This window comes from Nitrincola sp. A-D6, from assembly GCF_000764495.1.
Lineage (GTDB): Bacteria > Pseudomonadota > Gammaproteobacteria > Pseudomonadales > Balneatricaceae > Nitrincola.
The window spans coordinates 19,146-39,904 of sequence record NZ_JRLB01000037.1; the positions used below are offsets into that span (position 1 = coordinate 19,146).

Annotated in this window: 15 protein-coding genes and 3 pseudogenes; 10 read left to right on the forward strand and 8 right to left on the reverse strand. The window is 50.4% G+C overall.

The genetic code is table 11. The annotated features are described in order from the left end of the window. Window positions 1–8: 8 nt before the first annotated feature. Window positions 9–251 carry a PucR family transcriptional regulator ligand-binding domain-containing protein gene (locus LH51_RS23515; RefSeq protein ID WP_200881904.1) on the forward strand — a complete coding sequence of 81 codons (243 nt, stop codon included), beginning with the start codon at window positions 9–11 and terminating at the stop codon, window positions 249–251. Continuing rightward, a complete protein-coding gene (locus LH51_RS23520) occupies window positions 200–1,246 on the forward strand; it encodes a helix-turn-helix domain-containing protein (protein WP_200881905.1) in 1,047 nt (348 codons plus the stop codon). The genes LH51_RS23515 and LH51_RS23520 overlap by 52 nt, the downstream gene beginning before the upstream one ends. A 2-nt stretch (window positions 1,247–1,248) precedes the next feature. Here the strand turns inward: LH51_RS23520 and LH51_RS07145 are convergent, their stop codons facing one another. Then, window positions 1,249–1,974 (reverse strand): haloacid dehalogenase type II, encoded by a 726-nt coding sequence (locus LH51_RS07145; RefSeq protein WP_036521011.1) that lies wholly within the window; start codon window positions 1,972–1,974, stop codon window positions 1,249–1,251. Between the two features lie 155 nt (window positions 1,975–2,129). Between LH51_RS07145 and LH51_RS07150 the strand changes: the two genes are divergently transcribed. The 3 genes from LH51_RS07150 to LH51_RS07160 all read left to right on the forward strand — a co-directional run bounded on the left by LH51_RS07150 (window position 2,130) and on the right by LH51_RS07160 (window position 4,650). Further along, window positions 2,130–2,717 (forward strand): TetR/AcrR family transcriptional regulator, encoded by a 588-nt coding sequence (locus tag LH51_RS07150; protein WP_235263590.1) that lies wholly within the window; start codon window positions 2,130–2,132, stop codon window positions 2,715–2,717. A 239-nt stretch (window positions 2,718–2,956) separates the two neighbouring features. Continuing rightward, the gene (locus LH51_RS07155; protein WP_036521012.1) at window positions 2,957–3,634 is read left to right on the forward strand and encodes a type 1 glutamine amidotransferase domain-containing protein; all 678 of its coding nucleotides are present in this window, start codon (window positions 2,957–2,959) and stop codon (window positions 3,632–3,634) included. Between the two features lie 38 nt (window positions 3,635–3,672). After that, entirely contained in the window at window positions 3,673–4,650 is a 978-nt protein-coding gene (locus tag LH51_RS07160; RefSeq protein ID WP_036521014.1) for a zinc-binding dehydrogenase, read from the forward strand. Here LH51_RS07160 and mnmE read toward each other — a convergent pair. The 4 genes and pseudogenes from mnmE to rpmH all read right to left on the reverse strand — a co-directional run bounded on the left by mnmE (window position 4,651) and on the right by rpmH (window position 8,354). Continuing rightward, window positions 4,651–6,011, reverse strand: a pseudogene (mnmE, locus tag LH51_RS07165) (tRNA uridine-5-carboxymethylaminomethyl(34) synthesis GTPase MnmE). Between the two features lie 91 nt (window positions 6,012–6,102). After that, window positions 6,103–7,808, reverse strand: a pseudogene (gene yidC / locus LH51_RS07170) (membrane protein insertase YidC). A 12-nt stretch (window positions 7,809–7,820) separates the two neighbouring features. Further along, window positions 7,821–8,195 carry a ribonuclease P protein component gene (rnpA, locus tag LH51_RS19945; RefSeq protein ID WP_081960718.1) on the reverse strand — a complete coding sequence of 125 codons (375 nt, stop codon included), beginning with the start codon at window positions 8,193–8,195 and terminating at the stop codon, window positions 7,821–7,823. A gap of 24 nt (window positions 8,196–8,219) precedes the next feature. Beyond that, complete coding sequence (gene rpmH / locus LH51_RS07175) at window positions 8,220–8,354, reverse strand: 50S ribosomal protein L34 (RefSeq protein ID WP_036521017.1); 135 nt, start codon at window positions 8,352–8,354, stop codon at window positions 8,220–8,222. A 236-nt stretch (window positions 8,355–8,590) separates the two neighbouring features. Between rpmH and dnaA the strand changes: the two genes are divergently transcribed. The 4 genes from dnaA to gyrB are packed head-to-tail and all read left to right on the forward strand — an operon-like array spanning window position 8,591 to window position 14,836. Beyond that, window positions 8,591–10,135 carry a chromosomal replication initiator protein DnaA gene (dnaA, locus tag LH51_RS07180; protein ID WP_036521018.1) on the forward strand — a complete coding sequence of 515 codons (1,545 nt, stop codon included), beginning with the start codon at window positions 8,591–8,593 and terminating at the stop codon, window positions 10,133–10,135. A 29-nt stretch (window positions 10,136–10,164) separates the two neighbouring features. Continuing rightward, the gene (dnaN, locus tag LH51_RS07185; RefSeq protein ID WP_036521020.1) at window positions 10,165–11,268 is read left to right on the forward strand and encodes a DNA polymerase III subunit beta; all 1,104 of its coding nucleotides are present in this window, start codon (window positions 10,165–10,167) and stop codon (window positions 11,266–11,268) included. Window positions 11,269–11,308: 40 nt separating this feature from the next. Further along, complete coding sequence (gene recF / locus LH51_RS07190) at window positions 11,309–12,397, forward strand: DNA replication/repair protein RecF (protein WP_036521022.1); 1,089 nt, start codon at window positions 11,309–11,311, stop codon at window positions 12,395–12,397. Window positions 12,398–12,412: 15 nt separating this feature from the next. Continuing rightward, window positions 12,413–14,836: a DNA topoisomerase (ATP-hydrolyzing) subunit B gene (gene gyrB / locus LH51_RS07195; protein ID WP_036521024.1), complete on the forward strand. Its 2,424-nt coding sequence runs from the start codon at window positions 12,413–12,415 to the stop codon at window positions 14,834–14,836. A gap of 434 nt (window positions 14,837–15,270) precedes the next feature. On the opposite strand, the gene glyS is transcribed toward gyrB, so the two are convergent. Together glyS and glyQ are read right to left on the reverse strand one after the other, a co-directional pair. Further along, window positions 15,271–17,319: a glycine--tRNA ligase subunit beta gene (glyS, locus tag LH51_RS07205; protein WP_036521029.1), complete on the reverse strand. Its 2,049-nt coding sequence runs from the start codon at window positions 17,317–17,319 to the stop codon at window positions 15,271–15,273. Beyond that, a complete protein-coding gene (gene glyQ, locus LH51_RS07210) occupies window positions 17,319–18,272 on the reverse strand; it encodes a glycine--tRNA ligase subunit alpha (RefSeq protein ID WP_052063550.1) in 954 nt (317 codons plus the stop codon). The genes glyS and glyQ overlap by 1 nt, the downstream gene beginning before the upstream one ends. A 142-nt stretch (window positions 18,273–18,414) precedes the next feature. Here glyQ and LH51_RS07215 point away from each other — a divergent pair, with 142 nt between their 5' ends. Next, window positions 18,415–19,308 carry a lysophospholipid acyltransferase family protein gene (locus tag LH51_RS07215; protein WP_036521035.1) on the forward strand — a complete coding sequence of 298 codons (894 nt, stop codon included), beginning with the start codon at window positions 18,415–18,417 and terminating at the stop codon, window positions 19,306–19,308. Here LH51_RS07215 and LH51_RS07220 read toward each other — a convergent pair. Then, a pseudogene (locus LH51_RS07220) lies at window positions 19,309–20,756 on the reverse strand (TrkH family potassium uptake protein). It abuts the gene before it with no gap. Between the last annotated feature and the right edge of the window lie 3 nt (window positions 20,757–20,759).

Below are 20,759 nucleotides of genomic sequence, written 5' to 3' on the forward strand. Positions count from 1 at the left end.
ACCATTTTATGGCGCTGACTATTGCCGAAGTGTTTGATTTACCTGGCTTGGATTCGATGAAACTGCGTGCGGGCCAAGCCGGGGTACATTCTCAGGTGCGTTGGCCCTATGTGGCTGAAAATGAGTCAATTGCTGAATGGGTGATGGGCGGTGAGTTGGTGTTTGTCACGGGGATCAATCATGTGCGTGATGAGCCAATTTGCTCCAGCTTGTGGAGCAAGGGCATCGGCGGCATATCGCTGGCTTGGTGATTCTGACGGGGCAAGAATACATTCGCGCTATTCCTGAGAGTGTTGTTCAGCGAGCCGATGCCTTGGGTTTGCCGCTCATAGAGCAACCCTACCAGTTAAAAATGGTGGTGGTGACCCAGGCTGTCGGGGTGGCACTGGTAGAAGCACAGATGCGTGGACGCTCACGACTGCAGGTGCTAGAGCAGTTGCTCGAAGGTGATCCGGTGGCTATGGATACCCTGTGCCTGAGAGCGCAGCGTTTGGGTATACCGATAGATTCCCCACGACAGGTGTTGGTCGCTCGCCTGGATGGCAGTGATGCCCTGATTGAGCGTTATGGTAGTGCCGAAGCCGAGCGGCAATTACAATCCAGTCAGGCACAGGTGACCCGGGCGTTGGCTGCCTGGCAGGCCAGCCTTGATCCTGTGCTGCCGGTGTTACAGCAGGCGGATCAGTGGATCGTGCTGTTGCCAGAAGCAGAGGAGAATCCAGAATTACGCCGTGAGCACTTGGCGCAGTGGTTAGCCGAACATAATCAGACGCTGGCCCCGCTACGCTTATGTCTGGGCTTAGGCAGTCCGGGAAAAGATGTGTCCGAATGGGCGCTTGGACTCTACCAGGCGCGTCAGGCATTGGTTGCCGCGCAAGCCTTTCCTGATCGACTGGGGCTGTGTAGTTTTGATGAAATGGGCACGCTGGCGCTATTGGCGGGGATTCGTGACCGCAGTATCCTGGATCGCTTTGTGACGGATAATCTGGGTGTTGTATTGAATGCCGATAAAGGGCCTGAACCGGTATTGATTCCCACCCTTGAAGCCTGGTTTCAGGTCAATGGTAACCTGGTGTTGGCCGCGGCTCGGTTAGGGGTGCATCGAAACACCATGACCTCCCGCCTGCAACGTATAGAGTCTTTGCTGGGTGGCAGTCTTGATGATCCCAATCACCGCTTGAGCCTGGCCATGGCACTGCAAATCTGGCGGTTGTCTCCAGAACGCAGGGTTCGCTTTCGAAAGTAATATTAATTTTGCATTTCATTTACTTTTGTAGGCCCTAGGGATGCAGCAAGATCGTTGAGATCCGAGCAAACAAGATCAGGCTCGGGTAAGAGTGGTGACAGGGTCTGACCTTTGCGTGCGATAAACGCCGTGTGCATACCAGCACGCTTCGCTCCGCCGACATCCCAGCTATGGGCTGCAATCATCAAGGTGTTTTCACGTGGAACATCCATCTGTTCAGTGGCCCAGCAATACACTTTCAAGTCGGGCTTATAGGTCTTGATGCTCTCAACGCTAAGCACAGCATCGAAGAAGTGCATAATGCCAGCGTGATTTAGCTGCTTGTCAGCCAGGGCTCGCGACGAGTTAGTCAGTGCTACCAGCTTGAAGCCCTGCTGCTGGAGTGCCGAAAGCGCAGGAATAACATCTGCATGGGGTGGTAATTGTGATAACGCTTCAGCAATCGACGGTGCATCATCACTCATCTGGATATTATGCTGTGCTGCCAGCATATTGAGTACGGCATTACCTATTTCAGCAAAGGTGTGCCAGCCACCACTGGCGGTATCCACCAGAGAGTGGTGTAGGAGCGAAATAAACCACAGATCCGCAAGCTCTTGTCGATTGTCTAACGTTTTGCTGATCACGGCTTTCAGAGGCTGAATATCCAACAGCGTTTCGTTAACATCAAAAAACAGTGTGGTGATGTGGTTTAGGTTGGATGACTTTTTGTCGGAAGCATCAGGCATTTTATTTATCCTTTCGGGTATGTAATGGCGCTCATGAAGATCATCATCTAACTCGGAAAGTCTAGCACATCGGCTATGGGTGCAGATTGGTCATATTGAGCTTTGTTTTTTGCGGGTTTCTAGACAACCGGTCTACTCGGGGATAGAATATTTGGATGAAAATAGCAGCCACTACTGACGTTCGCAAACACATCCTGGACACGGCCAAACCGATAATTAGCGGTAAAGGCTTTGTTGCCGTGGGCCTCAACGAAATTCTACTCGCATCCAGTGTACCTAAAGGCTCCTTCTATCACTATTTCAAGTCGAAAGAGGCTTTTGGTGAAGCCTTACTGGAAACCTACTTCGCTGAATACTCGATTCAGCTCGAAGCCGTGTTGACTCAACCAGGTCAATCTGCTGCGCAGCGATTAATGCGCTATTGGCAATACTGGATCGATATTGAGGCTGACAGCGACCCGAAGGGTAAATGTTTAGCCGTTAAACTGGCCGCAGAGGTTAGCGACTTGTCCGAAGGGATGCGTAAAGTGCTGGAGCAGGGAACCGATCGTGTCATTGCGCGTATTGCTCAGATTCTTGAAGAAGGTATTTCTGACGGCTCTTTATTGCCCTGGCTGAAAGCCGTGAAGTGGCGGCTAATCTGTATCAGCTGTGGATGGGAGCAAGTTTGCGCGCCAAAATTACCCGTGACCGTAAACCCCTCGAGTCAGCCATGGTTGCCACCAAGCGCATGCTTGGGCTAGACGGGCTAAACTGAGAAACACATCCTGGCCTGCATTTTTAATCCTGATATTGTTACTGCACACGTTTGCGTCCTGGTCTTCGAGCGCCTAGTCTGAATTCAAGTGGAAAACGTGACTGTCTATTTTTTACCATTTACTAGACGACCGGTCTAATCTTTACTAGAATGCTGTCCATGGTGGCTTCAATCTAGCCAGCGGCCTCATTTCAACTTTGAAAAGAACACGCAAGGAGTAATCCAATGAATATACTGATGGTTTTAACCTCACATGACCGCCTTGGCGACACAGGTCATAAAACTGGCTTCTGGCTGGAAGAATTTGCAGCGCCTTATTACGTATTTAAAGATGCCGGTGCCAAGATCACCCTGGCTTCACCCGCTGGTGGTCAGCCACCGCTTGACCCAAAGAGTGATGCGCCGGAAGCACAAACCGAAGCCACTGAACGCTTCTACCAGGATACGCATGCAAAACAGCAACTGGCCGCTACTCTGCCACTGACTCAGATTGATGCCGCTGATTTCGATGCCGTGTTCTATCCCGGTGGCCACGGTCCGCTATGGGATCTTGCCTATGATGCAACCTCCATCGCGTTGATCGAGGCGTTTGCTCGTGCCGATAAACCCCTTGGATTGGTTTGCCACGCACCTGGTGCGCTTATCAAGGTGCAGGATGACGCTGGTCAGCCGTTGATCGCGGGTCGTAAGGTGACTGGTTTTTCTAACAGCGAAGAAGCCGCTGTAGGTCTGACCGATGTAGTGCCTTTTCTGATTGAAGATGAATTCAAACGCTTAGGCGGGATTTATGAAAAAGGTGATGATTGGCAGCCACTGGCAGTGATTGATGGCAAGCTAGTCACGGGTCAGAACCCTGGCAGTTCCGAAGTGACTGCCGAAGCGCTACTTAAGTTGTTGGCGTGATCAGCCTCTCCTAATTTACATGTCTTAAGGAATCTATTATGCGTAGTGCTATCCACAACACCTTTGGCGAACCTGCTGATGTGCTGACTCTGGGCGAAAGTCCCATCCCACAGCCTGGCCCCGGCGAGGTACGGGTAAAAATGCTACTGGCGGCCATTCACCACCATGACCTCTGGACCATACGTGGAGAATACGGCTATAAACCGGTATTGCCCGCCATAGGCGGGAGTGAAGCGGTTGGCGTGATTGATGCGCTTGGCGAAGGCGTCGTGGGCTTCTCTATCGGTCAGCGCGTTGCTGTTGCCAGTGCGCACGGCACTTGGGCCGAATTTTTCACTGCCCCGGCTGGAATGACAATTCCGGTACCCGATGCCCTCAGCGATGAAACAGCGGCACAGTTGATTGCCATGCCGTTGAGTGCGTTGATGCTGTTGGAGTTTCTCCAGGTTGAGTCTGGGCAATGGGTATTGCAAAACACCGCCAATGGCACGGTTGGTAAGACCCTGGCGATGCTCGCAGCGGCCCGTGGCGTGCATACGATTAATCTGGTGCGCCGTGATGCTGGTGTGGACGAACTGGCCGCGTTGGGTATCACCCATGCGGTGTCTACGGCTCAGTCGGATTGGATGGATCAGGTGCGCGCTATTGTAGGTGACGCACCGATCAGTGCGGCGGTTGACTCTGTGGGTGGTGAGGCTAGCGGTGAGCTGCTATCGCTATTGGGTGAAGGGGGTACCTTGGTAGCCTTCGGTTCTATGACTGGCGAGCCGATGCGTATCAGCTCCGGCGACGTGATTTTTAAGCAGGCTACGGTTAAGGGGTTTTGGGGTAGTAAGGTCAGTCAGGAGATGAGCCAGGAAGACAAGCAGAGGCTAGTCGGCGAACTCTTCCAACGTGTAGGTGGTGGAGAACTACAGCTGCCTGTCGATGCGATCTATGATCTGGCTGAAGCGGCTGAGGCCGTGCGTGCCACGCTCCAGCCGGGTCGTAAAGGAAAGGTTTTACTTAAGCCCTGATCACTTCCCGATACAAAAGCTCGAAAAGATCCTTCCTAACAGATCATCCGGGGTGAACTCCCCGGTGATCTCTCCCAGGCTTTGCTGGGCCATGCGCAGATCTTCCGCTAATAGCTCACCGGCGCTGTAACCCTGCAGTTGTGCCAGGCCAGCTTGCAGTTGTTGATGGCATTGATCCAGCGCATCCAGGTGGCGTCTACGTGCCATAAATCCGCCTTCAGTGGTGTTGCTGAAGCCTATGCAGGCTTTCAGGTGTTCACGCAGTAACTCAACCCCCTGCCTTGTTTGGCCGACAGGGAGATAAGTGAGTATTCACTTTCCTGAATAAGCTGCGGTTCTTCTGCCTGTAGATCGATCTTATTGCGGATAACGGTGATGTTACTGGCATCAGCCAATTGAGCTACAAATTCTGGCCAGATCTTCTCGGGGGTTGCGGCATGGGTTTCGCTGCTGTCTACCACCATAAGAATGCGGTCCGCCTTGTGTATCTCCTGCCAGGCGCGGTCGATGCCGATTTTTTCAACCTGATCCGGGGCATCACGTAAGCCAGCGGTGTCGATAATATGCAAGGGCATGCCGTCGATGTGAATATGCTCTCTCAGCACGTCGCGGGTGGTGCCGGCGATATCGGTGACAATCGCCGTTTCCCGTCCTGCCAGCGCATTTAGCAGGCTGGATTTACCGGCATTGGGTTTACCGGCTATGACCACATGCATGCCTTCGCGCATTAAACTGCCCTGATGGGCTTCGCGCTGTACCGCTTCAAGATCGGCCATGATGGCGAGCAAATCCTGCTGTACCTTACCATCGGCGAGAAAGTCGATCTCCTCCTCAGGGAAGTCTATGGCGGCTTCCACATAGATACGCAGCTGGATTAGTCGTTCAACCAGGGCGTGGATACGCGCTGAAAATGCACCTTGTAGTGAACGCAGTGCACAGCGTGCGGCTTGTTCAGAAGTGCTGTTGATCAGGTCGGCGATGGCTTCGGCCTGTGCCAGGTCCAGCTTGTCATTCAGAAAGGCACGTTCAGAAAACTCGCCGGGTCGAGCGGGCCGAGCGCCCAGACTGATTACCCGTTGTAGGATGAAGTCCATCACCACTGGGCCGCCATGCGCCTGTAGCTCCAGCACATCTTCACCGGTGAAGGAATTAGGACCGGGGAAATACAGGCCGATTCCCTGATCGATACTCTGTCCATCGGCGGCATAAAAGTCACCGTAGTGAGCGTAGCGCGGCGCCGGTTCACGCTGCAGCACCTGTTTTGCAATAGCCAGTGCCAGAGGGCCCGATACACGAATGATACCAACGCCGCCACGCCCGGGAGCGGTGGCCTGTGCTGCGATAGTGTCTTGGCTGTGCATCTGTGCTCCTCAGGGTATTGGGTGGTGTTGTGCGTCACTATAACGAAAAAAGACTCCTGAAGGAGTCTTTTTATCTACTGCAAGTGAGCTATCAGGTGCCTTCTTTTTCAATCTGGCGGGTGATATACCACTGCTGTGCGATCGATAGAATGTTGTTTACCAGCCAGTAAAGTACCAGGCCTGCCGGGAACCACAGGAAGAAGAAGGTGAAAATGATCGGTAGCATTTTCATGATCTTCGCCTGCATTGGATCTGGCGGTGTCGGGTTAAGCTTCTGCTGCAGGAACATAGTGATGCCCATCAGAATCGGCAGGATGAAATAGGGATCCATCACTGACAAGTCCTGAATGTACAGGAAGAACGGCGCGTGACGCAGCTCAACCGACTCCATCAGTACCAGTAAAGTGCAATGAACACTGGCATCTGCGCTACGATGGGCAAGCAGCCGCCCAGGGGATTGATCTTTTCTTTTTTGTAGAGCTTCATCATCTCCTGAGACATCTTCTGGCGGTCATCACCATAGAGCTCTTTCATGCGCATCATTTCCGGACCAAATTTGCGCATTTTTGCCATGGAGCGGAAGGCTTTGGCATTAAGCTGGAACAAGGCCGCTTTTACAGTAATAGTAATGCCGATAATAGCCAGGCCCCAGTTACCCACAAAGCTCTGGATAGTGGTCAGCAGCCAATAGAGTGGATAAGCGATCCACCAGAGCCAGCCGTAATCTACCGTGAGTTTCAGGTTAGGTGCCGTGGCTTCCAGCTGTTCCTGGTCTTTGGGCCCAACAAACAGATTGGCGCTGAGTTCTGCCGTGCTGCCAGGGAGGACTTCAACAGCTGGCGACAGAAAGCCAGCGATAAATTCATCATTGACCTTACGGGTTTGATAGGTGTGCGTTTCACCAGGCTTGGGCACCCAGGCACTGACAAAATAATGCTGACTGAACGCTACCCAGCCATCTTGACTGGTCTGTTTGTAGTTGTCTTTATCCATATCCTTGAATGTCACTTTCTCGTACTTGTTTTCATCAGTAGAGAAAACGGCACCCAGGTAGGATTGCATACCAACTGATGTGCCACTGGTCGGGTCAGCACTCTGATCCCGTTTCAGTTGACCAAATAGAGTTGAGAGGAAGGGGGAATTACTCTGATTATCAATCAGGTAGTCCAGGCCAATACGGTAGCTGCCGCGCTCGAAAGAAAAGCGTTTGATGATGTTAACACCCGCTTCCGTGGTGTATTTCAGATCTACCGAGAGTAATTCATTGTCATCCAGTGAATAGCTACTGGACGCTGACTGGAAAACTGGGCGGCCTTCCGGACTGGCATCTGGTCCATCACGACCTACCAGCCCGCTTTGAGCTACATAGGTACGCTTGGCATTCTTTTCCAGAAGGACAAAGGGATCATCGGCTGTAATTCGATCTTTATGATCCAGTAAGGCCGCATAGATGATATCACCACCGCGACTGTCGATAACCAGATCAAATACATCTGTCTGAACACGAACCAGGTCGCTGGATGACACTTCTTGCTGTTCTTGCTGAAGACCGGTGACAGCTACTGCGTCATCAGTAGCAGCCGGAATGTCGTCAGCCGTCGGAGCACTGCCGGGAAGGTCAGAGCCAGGACTGTTAGAGCCAGTTCTGTTAGAAATAGTACCGCCATTGATCACGGCAGGGTTTACGACCTCCTGAGGTGCAGAGGTCGGTTGATTATAATCCTGGTTCCACTGTAGAAAGCCCAAGTAGGTAATCAGGGCCAGTGCGGAAAGTAATATGACTCGCTGTACATCCATCGGGATAAACCATCAGTTGTCTTTTTGGGCGTTAGAAGATTTTCGTTCCAGCCGCGTCCAGCTACGCTCAATCAGAGTGCGCAGTTGGCTGCTGTCAAGGGTATCTAGACCCTTGCGAGCGAGAATAATTATATCAACGCTCGGCAGTTGGTGCTGACGTAAACGAAAAGATTCGCGAATGATACGTCGAATGTGACTACGTTTGACAGCCCGACGGACATTTTTTTTGGAAATAACAAAACCGAGTCGGGGGTGACCAAGTTCGTTTGTTCGAGCGAGAATCAACAGAGAGGGGTCAGAGACTTTAAAACTGGCTCTGTCGAATACACGTTTGAAGTCCCCGGGCGTCAAAAGTCTTGATGCCCGGGGGTATCCGAATTCGGCCATTCAGTCGGTAGCGGCTAAGACTGCTTAAACAGCAAGTCTTTTGCGACCTTTGGCACGACGACGGTTCAGTACCTGACTACCGTTTTTGGTTGCCATGCGTGCACGGAAACCGTGCGTACGAGCGCGTTTCAGTACGCTTGGTTGAAATGTTCTTTTCATTGCCCAGTCCTGCTTACGTTTGTGGTGCGTGCGTGGCAAGTATCCACGATGTATGTAAAAATCAGACGCGAAATTATAGTTGCAGGTGCTTTGGCTTGCAAACCTTTTCTGGTTTTTTTGCTAATTTATCACTATTGGCTGTGCTGGCCGGGTTGTGGATAACTCCTTCTAAAAAGGATAGAATGGCTGCTATTCCACTCAGTTATCAGCAAGAAGAATCGGCCCGGGGTTAGTGCATGTCAGAAGCGTTATGGGAGCGGTGTTTATCCGGTCTCAGGGAGGAGTTCCCGTCGCAGCAGTTCAATACATGGATACGTCCGCTGCGTCTGGCTGATTGTACAGCTGATCGTTTGATCCTAACGGCACCGAATCGCTTTGTTAAAGACTGGGTTACCGACAAGTATCTGAATCACATTCGTCAAACATTTGTAAATGTCAGCGGTAATCTCAGTGCCGATGTTAGTATCGATATTATGGCTAAGCCGATGGCGGCAAATGGTGATAGCGGTTTTTTGACGGCCCGAACCCCTCCTGCTACCCAGTCTCAGCCTGAACGGTCTCTGCGCTTGCAACCCGATATTCGACCTGGTGTACCTGCTGAGGAGCCTGAAACGGCTGAGGCTAATTATTTGCCGGCCTTAGAGGTTGAATCTAATCCGTTACCACAACAGGACACTCGCAGAGAGCAACAATCTGTCGCGGTAGATGAGCCACGCAGGCGTGCATCACGCAAGGTAGATATCGAAGGAGGGGTGAAGCATCAGTCGAATCTGAATCCTGCGTTTACCTTTCAGGCTTTTGTACAGGGTAAATCTAACCAGTTGGCTCTTGCAGCGGCCCAGCAGGTAGCGGATAACCCCGGTGGTGGTTACAACCCCCTGTTTATCTATGGTGGTGTGGGTCTGGGTAAAACGCATTTGATGCATGCGGTAGGCTGCGAAATGCTTAAGCGTAATCCTAATGCGCGTATTGTCTATCTGCACTCAGAGCGCTTTGTCGCCGATATGGTTAAAGCGTTGCAGTTGAATGCCATCAATGATTTCAAGCGCTACTACCGTTCTGTTGATGCCTTGCTGATTGATGATATTCAGTTTTTTGCGGGGAAGGAGCGCTCCCAGGAGGAGTTTTTCCATACCTTTAATGCCTTGTTGGAAGGCGGTCAGCAGTTAATTTTGACCAGTGATCGCTATCCTAAAGAAATATCCGGCGTTGAAGAGCGCCTGAAGTCACGTTTTGGCTGGGGACTAACGGTTCCGATTGAGCCGCCAGAACTGGAAACCCGTGTGGCCATTTTGATGAAAAAAGCCGAAGAAGCGCGCATCCAGTTGCCCGATGACTCCGCTTTCTTTCTGGCGCAGAAAATTCGTTCCAACGTACGTGAACTCGAGGGTGCGCTAAAGCGAGTGATAGCGAATGCTCACTTCACGGGTAGTGAGATCAATACACCTTTTATTAAAGAGTCGCTGAAAGATCTGCTTGCCTTGCAGGATAAGCAGGTAAGTATTGATAATATTCAGCGAGTTGTCGCAGATTACTATAAAATTAAGATCAATGATCTCCTCTCGAAGCGCCGCAGTCGTTCTATTGCTCGACCACGGCAGATGGCTATGTCATTATCGAAGGAACTGACTAACCATAGCTTGCCGGAAATTGGCAGCGCATTTGGTGGTCGAGATCATACGACGGTTCTTCATGCGTGTCGTAAAATTAAGGAGCTTCGCGAAAGCAACAACGACATTAGTGAAGATTATAAAAACCTGCTGCGTCATCTGACGGCGTAGCGCTCAGATCCTGACCAAGGAATGAAGCCATGAGATTCGTCATTTCCAGAGAAGCACTGATCAGACCCCTGCAGTTGGTGGCTGGTGTAGTTGAACGCCGTCAGACCATGCCGGTACTCTCTAATATTCTTCTGGTTGCTGAGGACGGCATGCTGTCCCTGACCGGTACTGATCTTGAAGTCGAACTGGTAGCAAGGATTCCATTACAAGAGCTGTCTGAGTCAGGCTCAATTACTGTGCCTGCCCGCAAGTTAATGGATATTTGCAAATCACTTTCAGATGATGCGTTTGTTGAGATCAGTGTGACTGACGAAAAAGCGCGTATCAAGGCTGGTCGCAGCCGCTTCTCATTGGCAACTTTGCCTGCGGCTGATTTTCCCAATGTGGAAGATAGCCCGGAAGCGATGACGATCTCCTTACCGCAGTCTGCTTTACGCCAGTTGATTGAGAAAACCGGTTTCTCTATGGCGCAGCAGGATGTGCGTTACTATCTGAATGGTATGCTAATGGAGGTGCGTGACGCGAGTCTGCGCGCTGTGTCGACTGATGGGCACCGCCTGGCAACCTGCCTGACGCCGGTAGATGCTGAAGCGGGTCTTGATCACCAGATCATTGTGCCGCGTAAAGGTATTCTTGAACTGGCACGTTTGTTACAGGGTGGAGATGCACCGGTCACGCTGGTTATTGGTTCAAGCCATATTCGTGCCGTGGTTGGAGACTTCACCTTCACCTCTAAGCTGGTCGATGGCAAGTTTCCTGATTACAATCGGGTTATACCACGCAATGGTGATAAGGTGTTGCTGGGAGACCGTCAGGAGCTACGTCAGGTATTTACCCGTATTGCCATACTGTCTAATGAAAAATACCGTGGCGTGCGTCTGAATCTGTCAAATGGCCTGTTGAAGGTCACTGCTAACAATCCGGAGCAGGAAGAAGCTGAGGAGACCCTGGCGATCGATTATGAAGGCCAGGACCTGGAGATAGGTTTTAACGTTAACTATCTACTGGACGTCCTGTCCATTCTCAATTCCGATGTCGTGCGTCTAATTCTTTCAGATGCCAATTCCAGTGCATTAGTGCAGGGCTACGATGAAAATGACGCGGTCTATGTCGTCATGCCGATGCGTATGTAATCGGGTCGGAGAGAGCTAGGCTCTCTCCTGCTTTTACTTTATGCCTATCACTGAACTACAGATTTCCAGAATTCGAAATCTTCAGACTCCGGTTTTTTCCCCGGCGTCGCGGATCAATATTATCTCGGGTCAGAATGGCAGTGGTAAAACCAGTATTCTGGAAGCGATTCATTTTTTATCCACAACCCGTTCTTTCCGCACTACCGAGCTACGTCATCTGGTATCACAGGGTGAACAATCAGCCTTGGTTTTTTCCCGCGTTGAGTCATCCTCATCCACACACCCTCTAGCTCTTGGTGTAGAGCGTACACTGGACGGAGATGTAAGGGTACGTTTCGATGGGCGTTCACTGGATTCAGCTGAGCTTGCCAGTCTTTTACCCGTACAGGTTCTTTATAGTGGTACCTTTGAGCTTTTAGACGGCTCGCCTTCGGTTAGGCGGCAGTTTATTGATTGGGGTGGCTTTCATGCTGATCCTGCGTTTATAACCTTGTGGCGGGGTTTCAGGCGTGCATTGAAACAAAGAAATTCTTTATTGAAATATGGTAAAATCGACAGGTTCCAGATGCAGGTCTGGGATCGTGAGTTTGTTAGCTACGGTGAGCTGTTGACTCAGCATCGGCAAGCCTATATTGCTGCGTTGTTACCGGAGTTCAAGCGCATTCTGTCGGTGCTCTTGGGTGATGTCGAAGTTGAGCTTAAGTTTCACTCTGGCTGGGATAGTAAGCGGGAGTTGATGGCTGTTTTGGCTGATCAATTTCCCAGAGAAGCCGCTCAAGGGTTTACGCTGTCCGGACCGCAACGTGCTGATTTGCGCTTTCGTTGTGGTGGAGTCAATGCAGCAGACCGCCTCTCACGGGGTCAGAAGAAATTGGTCGTCAGTGCATTGCGCCTGGCGCAGGGGCAGTTGTTTCGGCAAAAAGCTGACAGGCCCTGTATCTATCTGATCGATGACCTGCCTTCTGAACTGGATGAACCGCATGCCAGGCTGTTTTGCCAATTTCTTGAGCGCAGCCAGGATCAATGCTTCATCACTTGTGTCGAGCCAGACACATTAACTGAATTTTGGTCGCCGGATACGGATCTGGCGCTCTTTCATCTGGATGCCGGCCACTTACTTAGCCGGTGACGCTAGGAGTGTAAAATGAGTGGTGAAAACCATAGTTATGATTCATCGAGTATCAAGGTTCTAAAAGGACTCGATGCCGTCAGAAAACGTCCTGGTATGTACATAGGTGACACCGATGATGGCAGTGGTCTGCATCATATGGTGTTTGAGCTTGTAGATAACGGTATTGACGAAGCGCTGGCCGGCTATTGCACGGAAGTTGCGGTTATTATCCATCCGGATGAAAGCGTCACAGTTTTTGATAATGGTCGTGGTGTTCCTACTGATATTCATGAAGAAGAAGGTGTTTCGGCGGCCGAAGTGATCATGACGGTGTTACATGCCGGCGGTAAGTTCGATGACAACACCTACAAGGTTTCCGGTGGTTTACATGGTGTGGGTGTATCGGTCGTTAATGCTCTTTCCAGTGAGCTGACTCTTACCATTCGTCGAGATGGTAAAGTTCATGAACAGGTCTACCGTCATGGTGTTCCTGTTGCTCCGCTGAAAATAGTGGGTGAAACCGACTCGACCGGTACCATTGTGCGTTTCAAGCCATCTGAAGAAACCTTCACCAATATCCATTTCCATTTTGATCTGTTGGCGAAGCGCTTGCGTGAACTCTCCTTCCTTAACTCTGGTGTGCGTATCCGCCTTAAAGATGAGCGTGCGGGACGTGAAGAGGTTTTTGAATATGAAGGTGGTTTGGCTTCCTTTGTTGCCTACCTGAATCAGAGTAAAACCACGGTTAACTCGATTTTCCATTTTAACGCCATGCATGAAAATGGTGTCGGTGTTGAAGTGGCTATGCAGTGGAATGATAGTTACCAGGAAAGCATTCATTGCTTTGCCAATAATATTCCCCAGCGCGATGGAGGTACCCACCTTTCTGGTTTTCGTGCGTCTCTCACCCGCTGCCTGAATGGCTATATAGATAATGAACAACTGAATAAAAATGGTAAAGTTGCTACGACGGGTGATGACTCTCGTGAGGGTCTGAATGCCATCATTTCTGTTAAAGTTCCAGATCCAAAATTCTCTTCTCAGACCAAAGATAAGCTGGTTTCCTCTGAAGTTAAATTGGCGGTTGAACAGCTGATGGCTCAAAACCTGTCGGATTATCTATTGGAGAACCCTCAGGACGCCAAGGCGATTGTCTCCAAGATGATCGATGCGGCGCGTGCGCGTGAAGCGGCGCGTAAAGCGCGTGAGATGACGCGCCGTAAAGGTGCGCTGGATGTTGCCGGTCTACCAGGTAAGTTAGCCGATTGTCAGGAAAAAGATCCCGCACTGTCTGAAATTTACCTGGTAGAGGGTGATTCTGCGGGTGGTTCGGCCAAGCAGGGTCGTGATCGTCGTACCCAGGCTATCTTGCCGCTTAAGGGTAAAATCCTTAACGTTGAAAAAGCCCGCTTTGATAAGATGCTGACCTCTGCTGAGGTGGGCACCCTGATTACGGCATTGGGTTGTGGTATTGGTCGTGATGAGTTTAATCCGGATAAGCTACGTTACCATTCCATTATCATCATGACCGATGCCGACGTGGATGGTTCGCACATCCGTACCCTGCTGCTGACTTTCTTCTATCGGCAAATGCCTGAGTTGATTGAACGTGGCCACATCTATATTGCTCAGCCACCTCTGTATAAAGTGCGTAAGGGCAAGCAAGAGCAGTACCTCAAAGATGAGCCTGCCTTAGAGCAGTACTTGTTACAGGGTGCGCTGGATGGCACACAGCTGTTTCCGTCTGCTGATGCGCCAGCAATTTCCGGTGAAGCACTGGAAAAGCTCATCTCACGTTATCGTCATGTAGAGTCACTCATCGACCGTATCAGCCGTGTTTATCCGCGCTCAGTCCTCGGTCAATTGATGTATCTGAAAAAACTGGATGTTGAAACTCTATACGATAGAGAAGCTGTGGCAGCCTGGGTTGATTTGTTGTCTAGCTATCTTTCCGATCATGTCAGTTCCTCTTCTGCCTGGTACAGCTGCTCTGTTGTTGAAGATCGAGAGCACAGTCAATTTATTCCGGTGGTTATGTTTACGCAGCATGGTAATGACGTTACCTATCGCTTTGATCAGGATTTCTTCCGTTCGCGTGATTATCAATCCATCGCTGAACTAGGTGAAGAGTTGCAAGATCTGCTTGAAGACGGTGCCTATTTGCAGCGCGGTGAACGCGTCTATCCATTGCGTAACCTTGGCGATGGCATTACCTGGCTTCTGGATATTTCACGTCGTGGTAATAACGTGCAACGTTATAAAGGTTTGGGTGAGATGAACCCGGATCAGTTATGGGAAACCACTATGGATCCTGATGCGCGTCGTATGCTGCAGGTTAACATCGATGATGTGATTGGTGCTGACAAACTCTTCTCTACCCTGATGGGTGACGATGTTGAGCCGCGCAGGGCATTTATTGAGTTGAATGCACTGAATGTTTCTAATCTTGATGTGTGATTGATTTCTAGCATCTATAAACACCAGGAGGCTTAGGCCTCCTTTTTTATGTACAGGATGTACGGTATGCCCAAAACACTCGCTCTGATCGTGGGGCAGGCCCTGCCGCGTGCGCATGGATGCGCAGGAGCGGTGCATGTACAGGACGTACGGGCAGAAAGCTGCTCCTGTGTTTTCTGCATAGACCCCATCCTTGAGGCTATATTCTGCTGGCATGGACGTCTAGGAGAGGTGTTTCACGTGAAACATTGCAGTGCATATGCTGTCTGCACAATTGTATATATGGTAAATACAAAACTACTCTGTATGGGCGGTGTCCATAAAGCGATACTCTATGGATACCTTGATGCGTAGGACCGGTGTTCCACGTGAAACATTCGGGCAATAAAAAACCCTGCTAGCAGGGTTTTTAAGGGCATTAAGAAAGTCTGCAATTACAATAATGAGATATCCGCTGTGCCAAGGAATAGCCCGCGAAGTTGCGCAAGTAATGCCAGGCGATTGTGCCTTGTGGCATCATCGTCAGCCATAACCATCACCTCATCAAAAAAGCGGTTTACCTGCGGATTTAATGCTGCAAGTAATGTCATGGCTTCCGGATACCGGCCCTGAGCAAATAGCGGTCGGGTTTGTGCAGTTAATGTTGCAACAGCATTCGCCAGTTCTTTTTCGGCATCTTCAGTCAGAAGGCTTGCGTCAACAACACTTGGCGCATCAGCTGTAGACTGTTTGGCTAGTATGTTGGCAACACGCTTATTGGCTGCGGCAAGATCTTGAGCCTCAGGTAGTTGAGCAAAATCCGACACCGCAATAACACGCTTGTTGAAATCGAGAGGTCGTGTAGGTCTAAGTGCATGCACCGCTTGGTAAACGGATACAGAGACGCCCTTCTCTTCATACCAGGCCCGCAGGCGCTCCAGCATAAAATCAATAACACGTTCAGTTACATCGGCACTACCGGGAAGATCTGTATAGTTTGATGCCGCGAGTTGCACCAGCTGCGCCAAGTCTAAATCTAACTGGTGGTCAATAATAATACGTAGAATACCCAATGACTGCCGACGCAGTGCAAAGGGATCTTTGGATCCGGTGGGTGGTTGGTTAATCGCAAAAAGACCGGTGATGGTATCTATGCGATCCGCAAGCGCTAAGGCCATGCCGGTTTTGGTGGTGGGGAGTTCATCACCAGAAAAACGAGGCATGTACTGTTCATTGAGCGCCAGTGCAACCTCGTCAACCTCGCCGTCATGACGCGCATAGTAGTAGCCCATTAAGCCTTGCAGCTCGGTGAACTCAAAAACCATATCGGTCATCAGGTCGCATTTGGACAGCGCTGCTGCACGCTCGGCATAATCCGTGTTACCACCAATCAGGCGGGCAATGCTGCCTGCTAACTTGCTGACCCGCACTGTTTTGTCATGCAGCGTGCCCAGATCATGTTGGAAAACGATGCTTTTAAGTTTATCAATACGCGAAGCCAGGGGGGATTGGCGGTCCTGCTCAAAGAAAAAGGCGGCATCAGCAAGACGTGGACGAATTACCTTCTCGTTACCTGAAATGATCTGTGCAGGGTCCAGCGATTCTATATTGGCCACAGTGATAAAGTAAGGTAGCAGCTTGCCCTGCTGATCAATTAGATGAAAGTATTTCTGATTGCTCTTCATTGATGAGATCAATGCCTCAGAGGGTACCTCCAGAAAACGCTCTTCAAAGCGACCAGTTAGTGCTACTGGCCACTCATTAAGGGCACAAACTTCTTCAAGAAGGTCTTCATCGATCACGACTTCTGCATTTACTTTCTGTGCTTCTGCCAATACTTGTTGTCGAATTTTTTCCATGCGCTGAGCGAAATCAACAATCACCTTGCCGGGTGATAGTAGCTTAGGCTGGTAATCACCTGGAGATAAAAGCTCAATGTCATGCGGATAATGGAAGCGGTGACCACGGGTTTTCCGACCGGACGTGAGGCCTAGAATTTCACAGGGGATGACGCTTTCGCCCAACAGCATTACCAGCCAGTGCACGGGACGGACAAACTCAGTACGGCTACTACCCCAGCGCATGCGTTTTGGAATAGGTAACTGATTAAGCGATTCAGACACTATAGCGGGGAGGAGTTCCTCAGATGATTTGCCTGTCTCTATACCGCGGTGAACAAAGTAGCTCCCCTTACCTACTTCAGTTTGAATCAGCTCATCAACCGTGACGCCGCACGAGCGGGCAAAGCCTTCAACGGCCTTGGCCGGGGCTTGAGTAGCAGGTCCGCGTTTTTCAAATTCACGATCCGGCTGGCGTTCAGCTAAAGCTGTTATCTGTACAGCCAGACGCCGTGGAGCTGCAAAATAGCAGGCGTTTGTATAGGTTAAACCGGCCTGTTGCAGCCCAGACTCTATGCCACTCAGAAATGCGCTGGCAAGTGCTTTTAAGGAGGTTGGTGGTAGTTCTTCGGTGCCGATCTCTACCAGAAAATCCTGTGCAGACATTAGTGTTTCTCCTCGCTGGCGGCTAAAACTTCCTGGCGAATGCCTTCCGGGGCAAGTGGAAAGCCCAGGGCTTTGCGCTTGTCGAAATAGGCATGAGCAACCAGGCGAGCCAGTGTTCTTACTCTAAGAATAAAGCGCTGACGTTCAGTAACTGAGATGGCATGGCGTGAGTCAAGCAGATTGAATGTATGCGAAGCTTTCAGAACCATTTCATAAGCGGGTAGCGGCAGTGAAGCTTCAAGTAGCTTATTACATTCGCGCTCATAATGATCAAAATTACTAAACAGTGTAGGTACGTCGGCATGTTCAAAATTATAGGTCGACATCTCGACTTCATTCTGATGGAACACATCGCCGTAGGTCACCACGCTGCCGTCAGGTTGCTTGGCCCAGACCAGGTCGTAGACACTGTCGACACCCTGGAGGTACATGGCTATGCGCTCAAGCCCGTAGGTAAGTTCACCAGTAACCGGGTAACACTCAAGTCCACCGGCCTGTTGGAAATAGGTGAACTGAGTCACCTCCATACCATTGAGCCATATCTCCCAGCCAAGCCCCCAGGCACCCAGTGTGGGCGACTCCCAGTTATCTTCGACAAAGCGGATATCATGTACCAACGGATCAATACCAACATGCTTGAATGAGCCAAGAAAAAGCTCTTGCAGATTTGGCGGTGATGGTTTGAGTACTACCTGAAATTGATAATAATGCTGCAGGCGGTTGGGGTTCTCTCCATAGCGGCCATCTGTGGGGCGGCGACTTGGCTGTACATAGGCCGAACGCCAGGACTCTGGGCCAATAGAGCGTAAAAATGTTGCAGGGTGAAAGGTCCCTGCCCCGACCTCAAGATCAAGGGGCTGAACGATAACGCAACCCTGGTCGCCCCAATACTGCTGCAGGGCGAGGATCAGACCCTGAAATGTGCTAACGTCTGTAGTAGCCTTGTCAGTCACGTGAATCACCTTATGTTAATGGGATCGAAATAAACCCGTAATTATACATGAACAAGGCCGATAGGGCGTGACTCCATCAGAGAAACTTGCTAGGTCTTGAGCCTTCATGGGTATAATAAGTGAAAATTATGCTGGGGTTGGAATGAAAAAGATTAAAGGCATATTAGCCATTGTGGCTTTGGGTCTTACTGCTTTGCTGCCACTGCGGTGGGCACAAGGATTGGGAAAGCGCATGGGACGCTACTTTTTTCGTCAGGGCGATACCAGCCGTATATACCGCACTACCCGTGCGAATCTAACTAGCTGCTATCCGGAACTGTCAGAAGATCAGCGTGAAATCATTATTCAGCAAAGCCTTGAACAGACCGGGCAGTCCATTGCAGAAATGGGAATGTCCTGGTTATGGCCAGTTAAACGCACATTGAAAACCATCCATGCTGTACATAATGAAGCGTTGATTACCGACGGCATTGCTGCTGGCAAGGGGGTGATTTTGATGGCACCACATTTGGGTAACTGGGAGGTGCTAAATCTCTATCTGTCTAACCGTTATACCTTTACGGCTATGTACAAACCCCCGCGTCAGAAGCAGCTGGACAACCTGATCAAGCGTATGCGTGCACGGCTAGGCACGGATATGGCCCCAGCCAATGTACAGGGCGTGCGTAAAGTGATGAAAGCGCTCAAACGCAGCGAGATGGTGGGCATACTTCCGGACCAGGAACCCGATGTGGGAAGCGGTGTGTTTGCAGACTTTTTTGGCACCCCTGCCCTGACTATGACGCTGCTGCCGCAGTTGGCTGCACAGACAGGTGCTAAAGTAATTTGTGGCTATGCCAAGCGGTTGGATAACGCAGCCGGGTTTGAAATTTACTTCAGTGAAGCCGAAGCCGATGTTTCACTCAAGGATGCCCAGTTGGCCACAGAGGCCATGAACCGCTCTGTAGAGCGTTGCGTGCGTGAATTACCAGCGCAGTATCAGTGGGAATACAAACGCTTTAATTCGCGCCCAGAAGGCGGTGCACGAGTATACTGATCAGCGGCGCCAGAATACCGGGGTAAAGAGAACCAGCAGGGTGAAGACTTCGAGCCGCCCCAGTAGCATTGAAAAGCACAGTATCCACTTGGCGGTACTGTTTATATCGCCATAATGGTTGGCTACATCACCCAGACCTGGACCCAGGTTGGTTATGGTTGCACCTATGGCTGACCAGGCCGTGACCTGATCCAGACCTGTACCCATCAGCGCTATCATCATGATGATAAAATCAGTAGGTAAACCGAGAAAAATCCCCAGACAGCTTGAAGCACCTTGTCAGGAATCGTGCGTCGTCCCAATTTAACCGGAAATATAGCATTGGGATGAACCAAGCGTTGTAACTCCCTATAGCCCTGTTTCAGGATTAGCAGGATACGGATCACTTTCATGCCGCCGCCAGTTGACCCGACACAGCCACCTACGAAGGCAGTAACAAATAACATAAACGGCAGCATAACAGGCCAGTAAGCAAAGTTGCCTGTAGAAAAGCCGGCCGTCGTTGCTATGGACACAGACATAAACGCCGCATTGCGTAATGAATAGATGGGTTGGTAGGTTTCGTGAATAAGAAGCACGGCAAAGGTAATAATGAAGGTCAAGAGGAGTATGCTGAGAAAGAAGCGTACTTCAGAATCGCCAAAATAGTGAAGCAGGCTGCGTTGCCGCCAGGCAAAGAAATGCAGCGCAAAGTTCATGCCGCACAGAACCATGAAGAAAATACCAATAAGCTCAATTGTTGGGCTGTTAAAGGCCCCAAAGCTGGCGTCATAGGTTGAAAACCCACCCAGCGCAACGGTTGAAAAACTATGGCATATCGCATCAAAGGGAGTCATGCCAGCAAGCCAATATGCCAGGGCACAGAAGATGGTTAATATGGCGTAGATGATCCATAGGGCTTTGGCTGTTTCAGTAATACGTGGTGTAAGTTTAGTGTCTTTAACTGGTCCCGGGATTTCAGCACGAAATAACTGCATTCCCCCGATACCCAGCATCGGCAGAATAGCCACCGCAAGAACGATGATACCCATGCCACCAAGCCATTGAAGTTGTTGTCGGTAATAGAGAATAGATTTAGGCAGGTAATCCAGGCCGGTAATCACTGTGGCCCCGGTTGTTGATAGCCCTGAAATTGACTCAAATACAGCATCCACCAGCGTCATATCAGGCTCTGGGGACAGGTAAAGCGGTATGGCACCGAATATGCCTAATACTGTCCAGAATAATACCGTGATCAGGAAGCCATCACGGATACGCAGCTCACCTTTTACGCGATAGAAAGGCACCCATAATAAGAAGCCACAGGCCAACAGAATAAAAAAATGCTGAGATAAAAGCCTGGTGTGCGCCATCGACAAAGTAAATTGACACAGCGACGGGGGAAGCTGAGCCAGACTGAACAGCATCAGAAGAATTCCCAGTACGCGTAGTGTCAGCTGATAATGCATAAT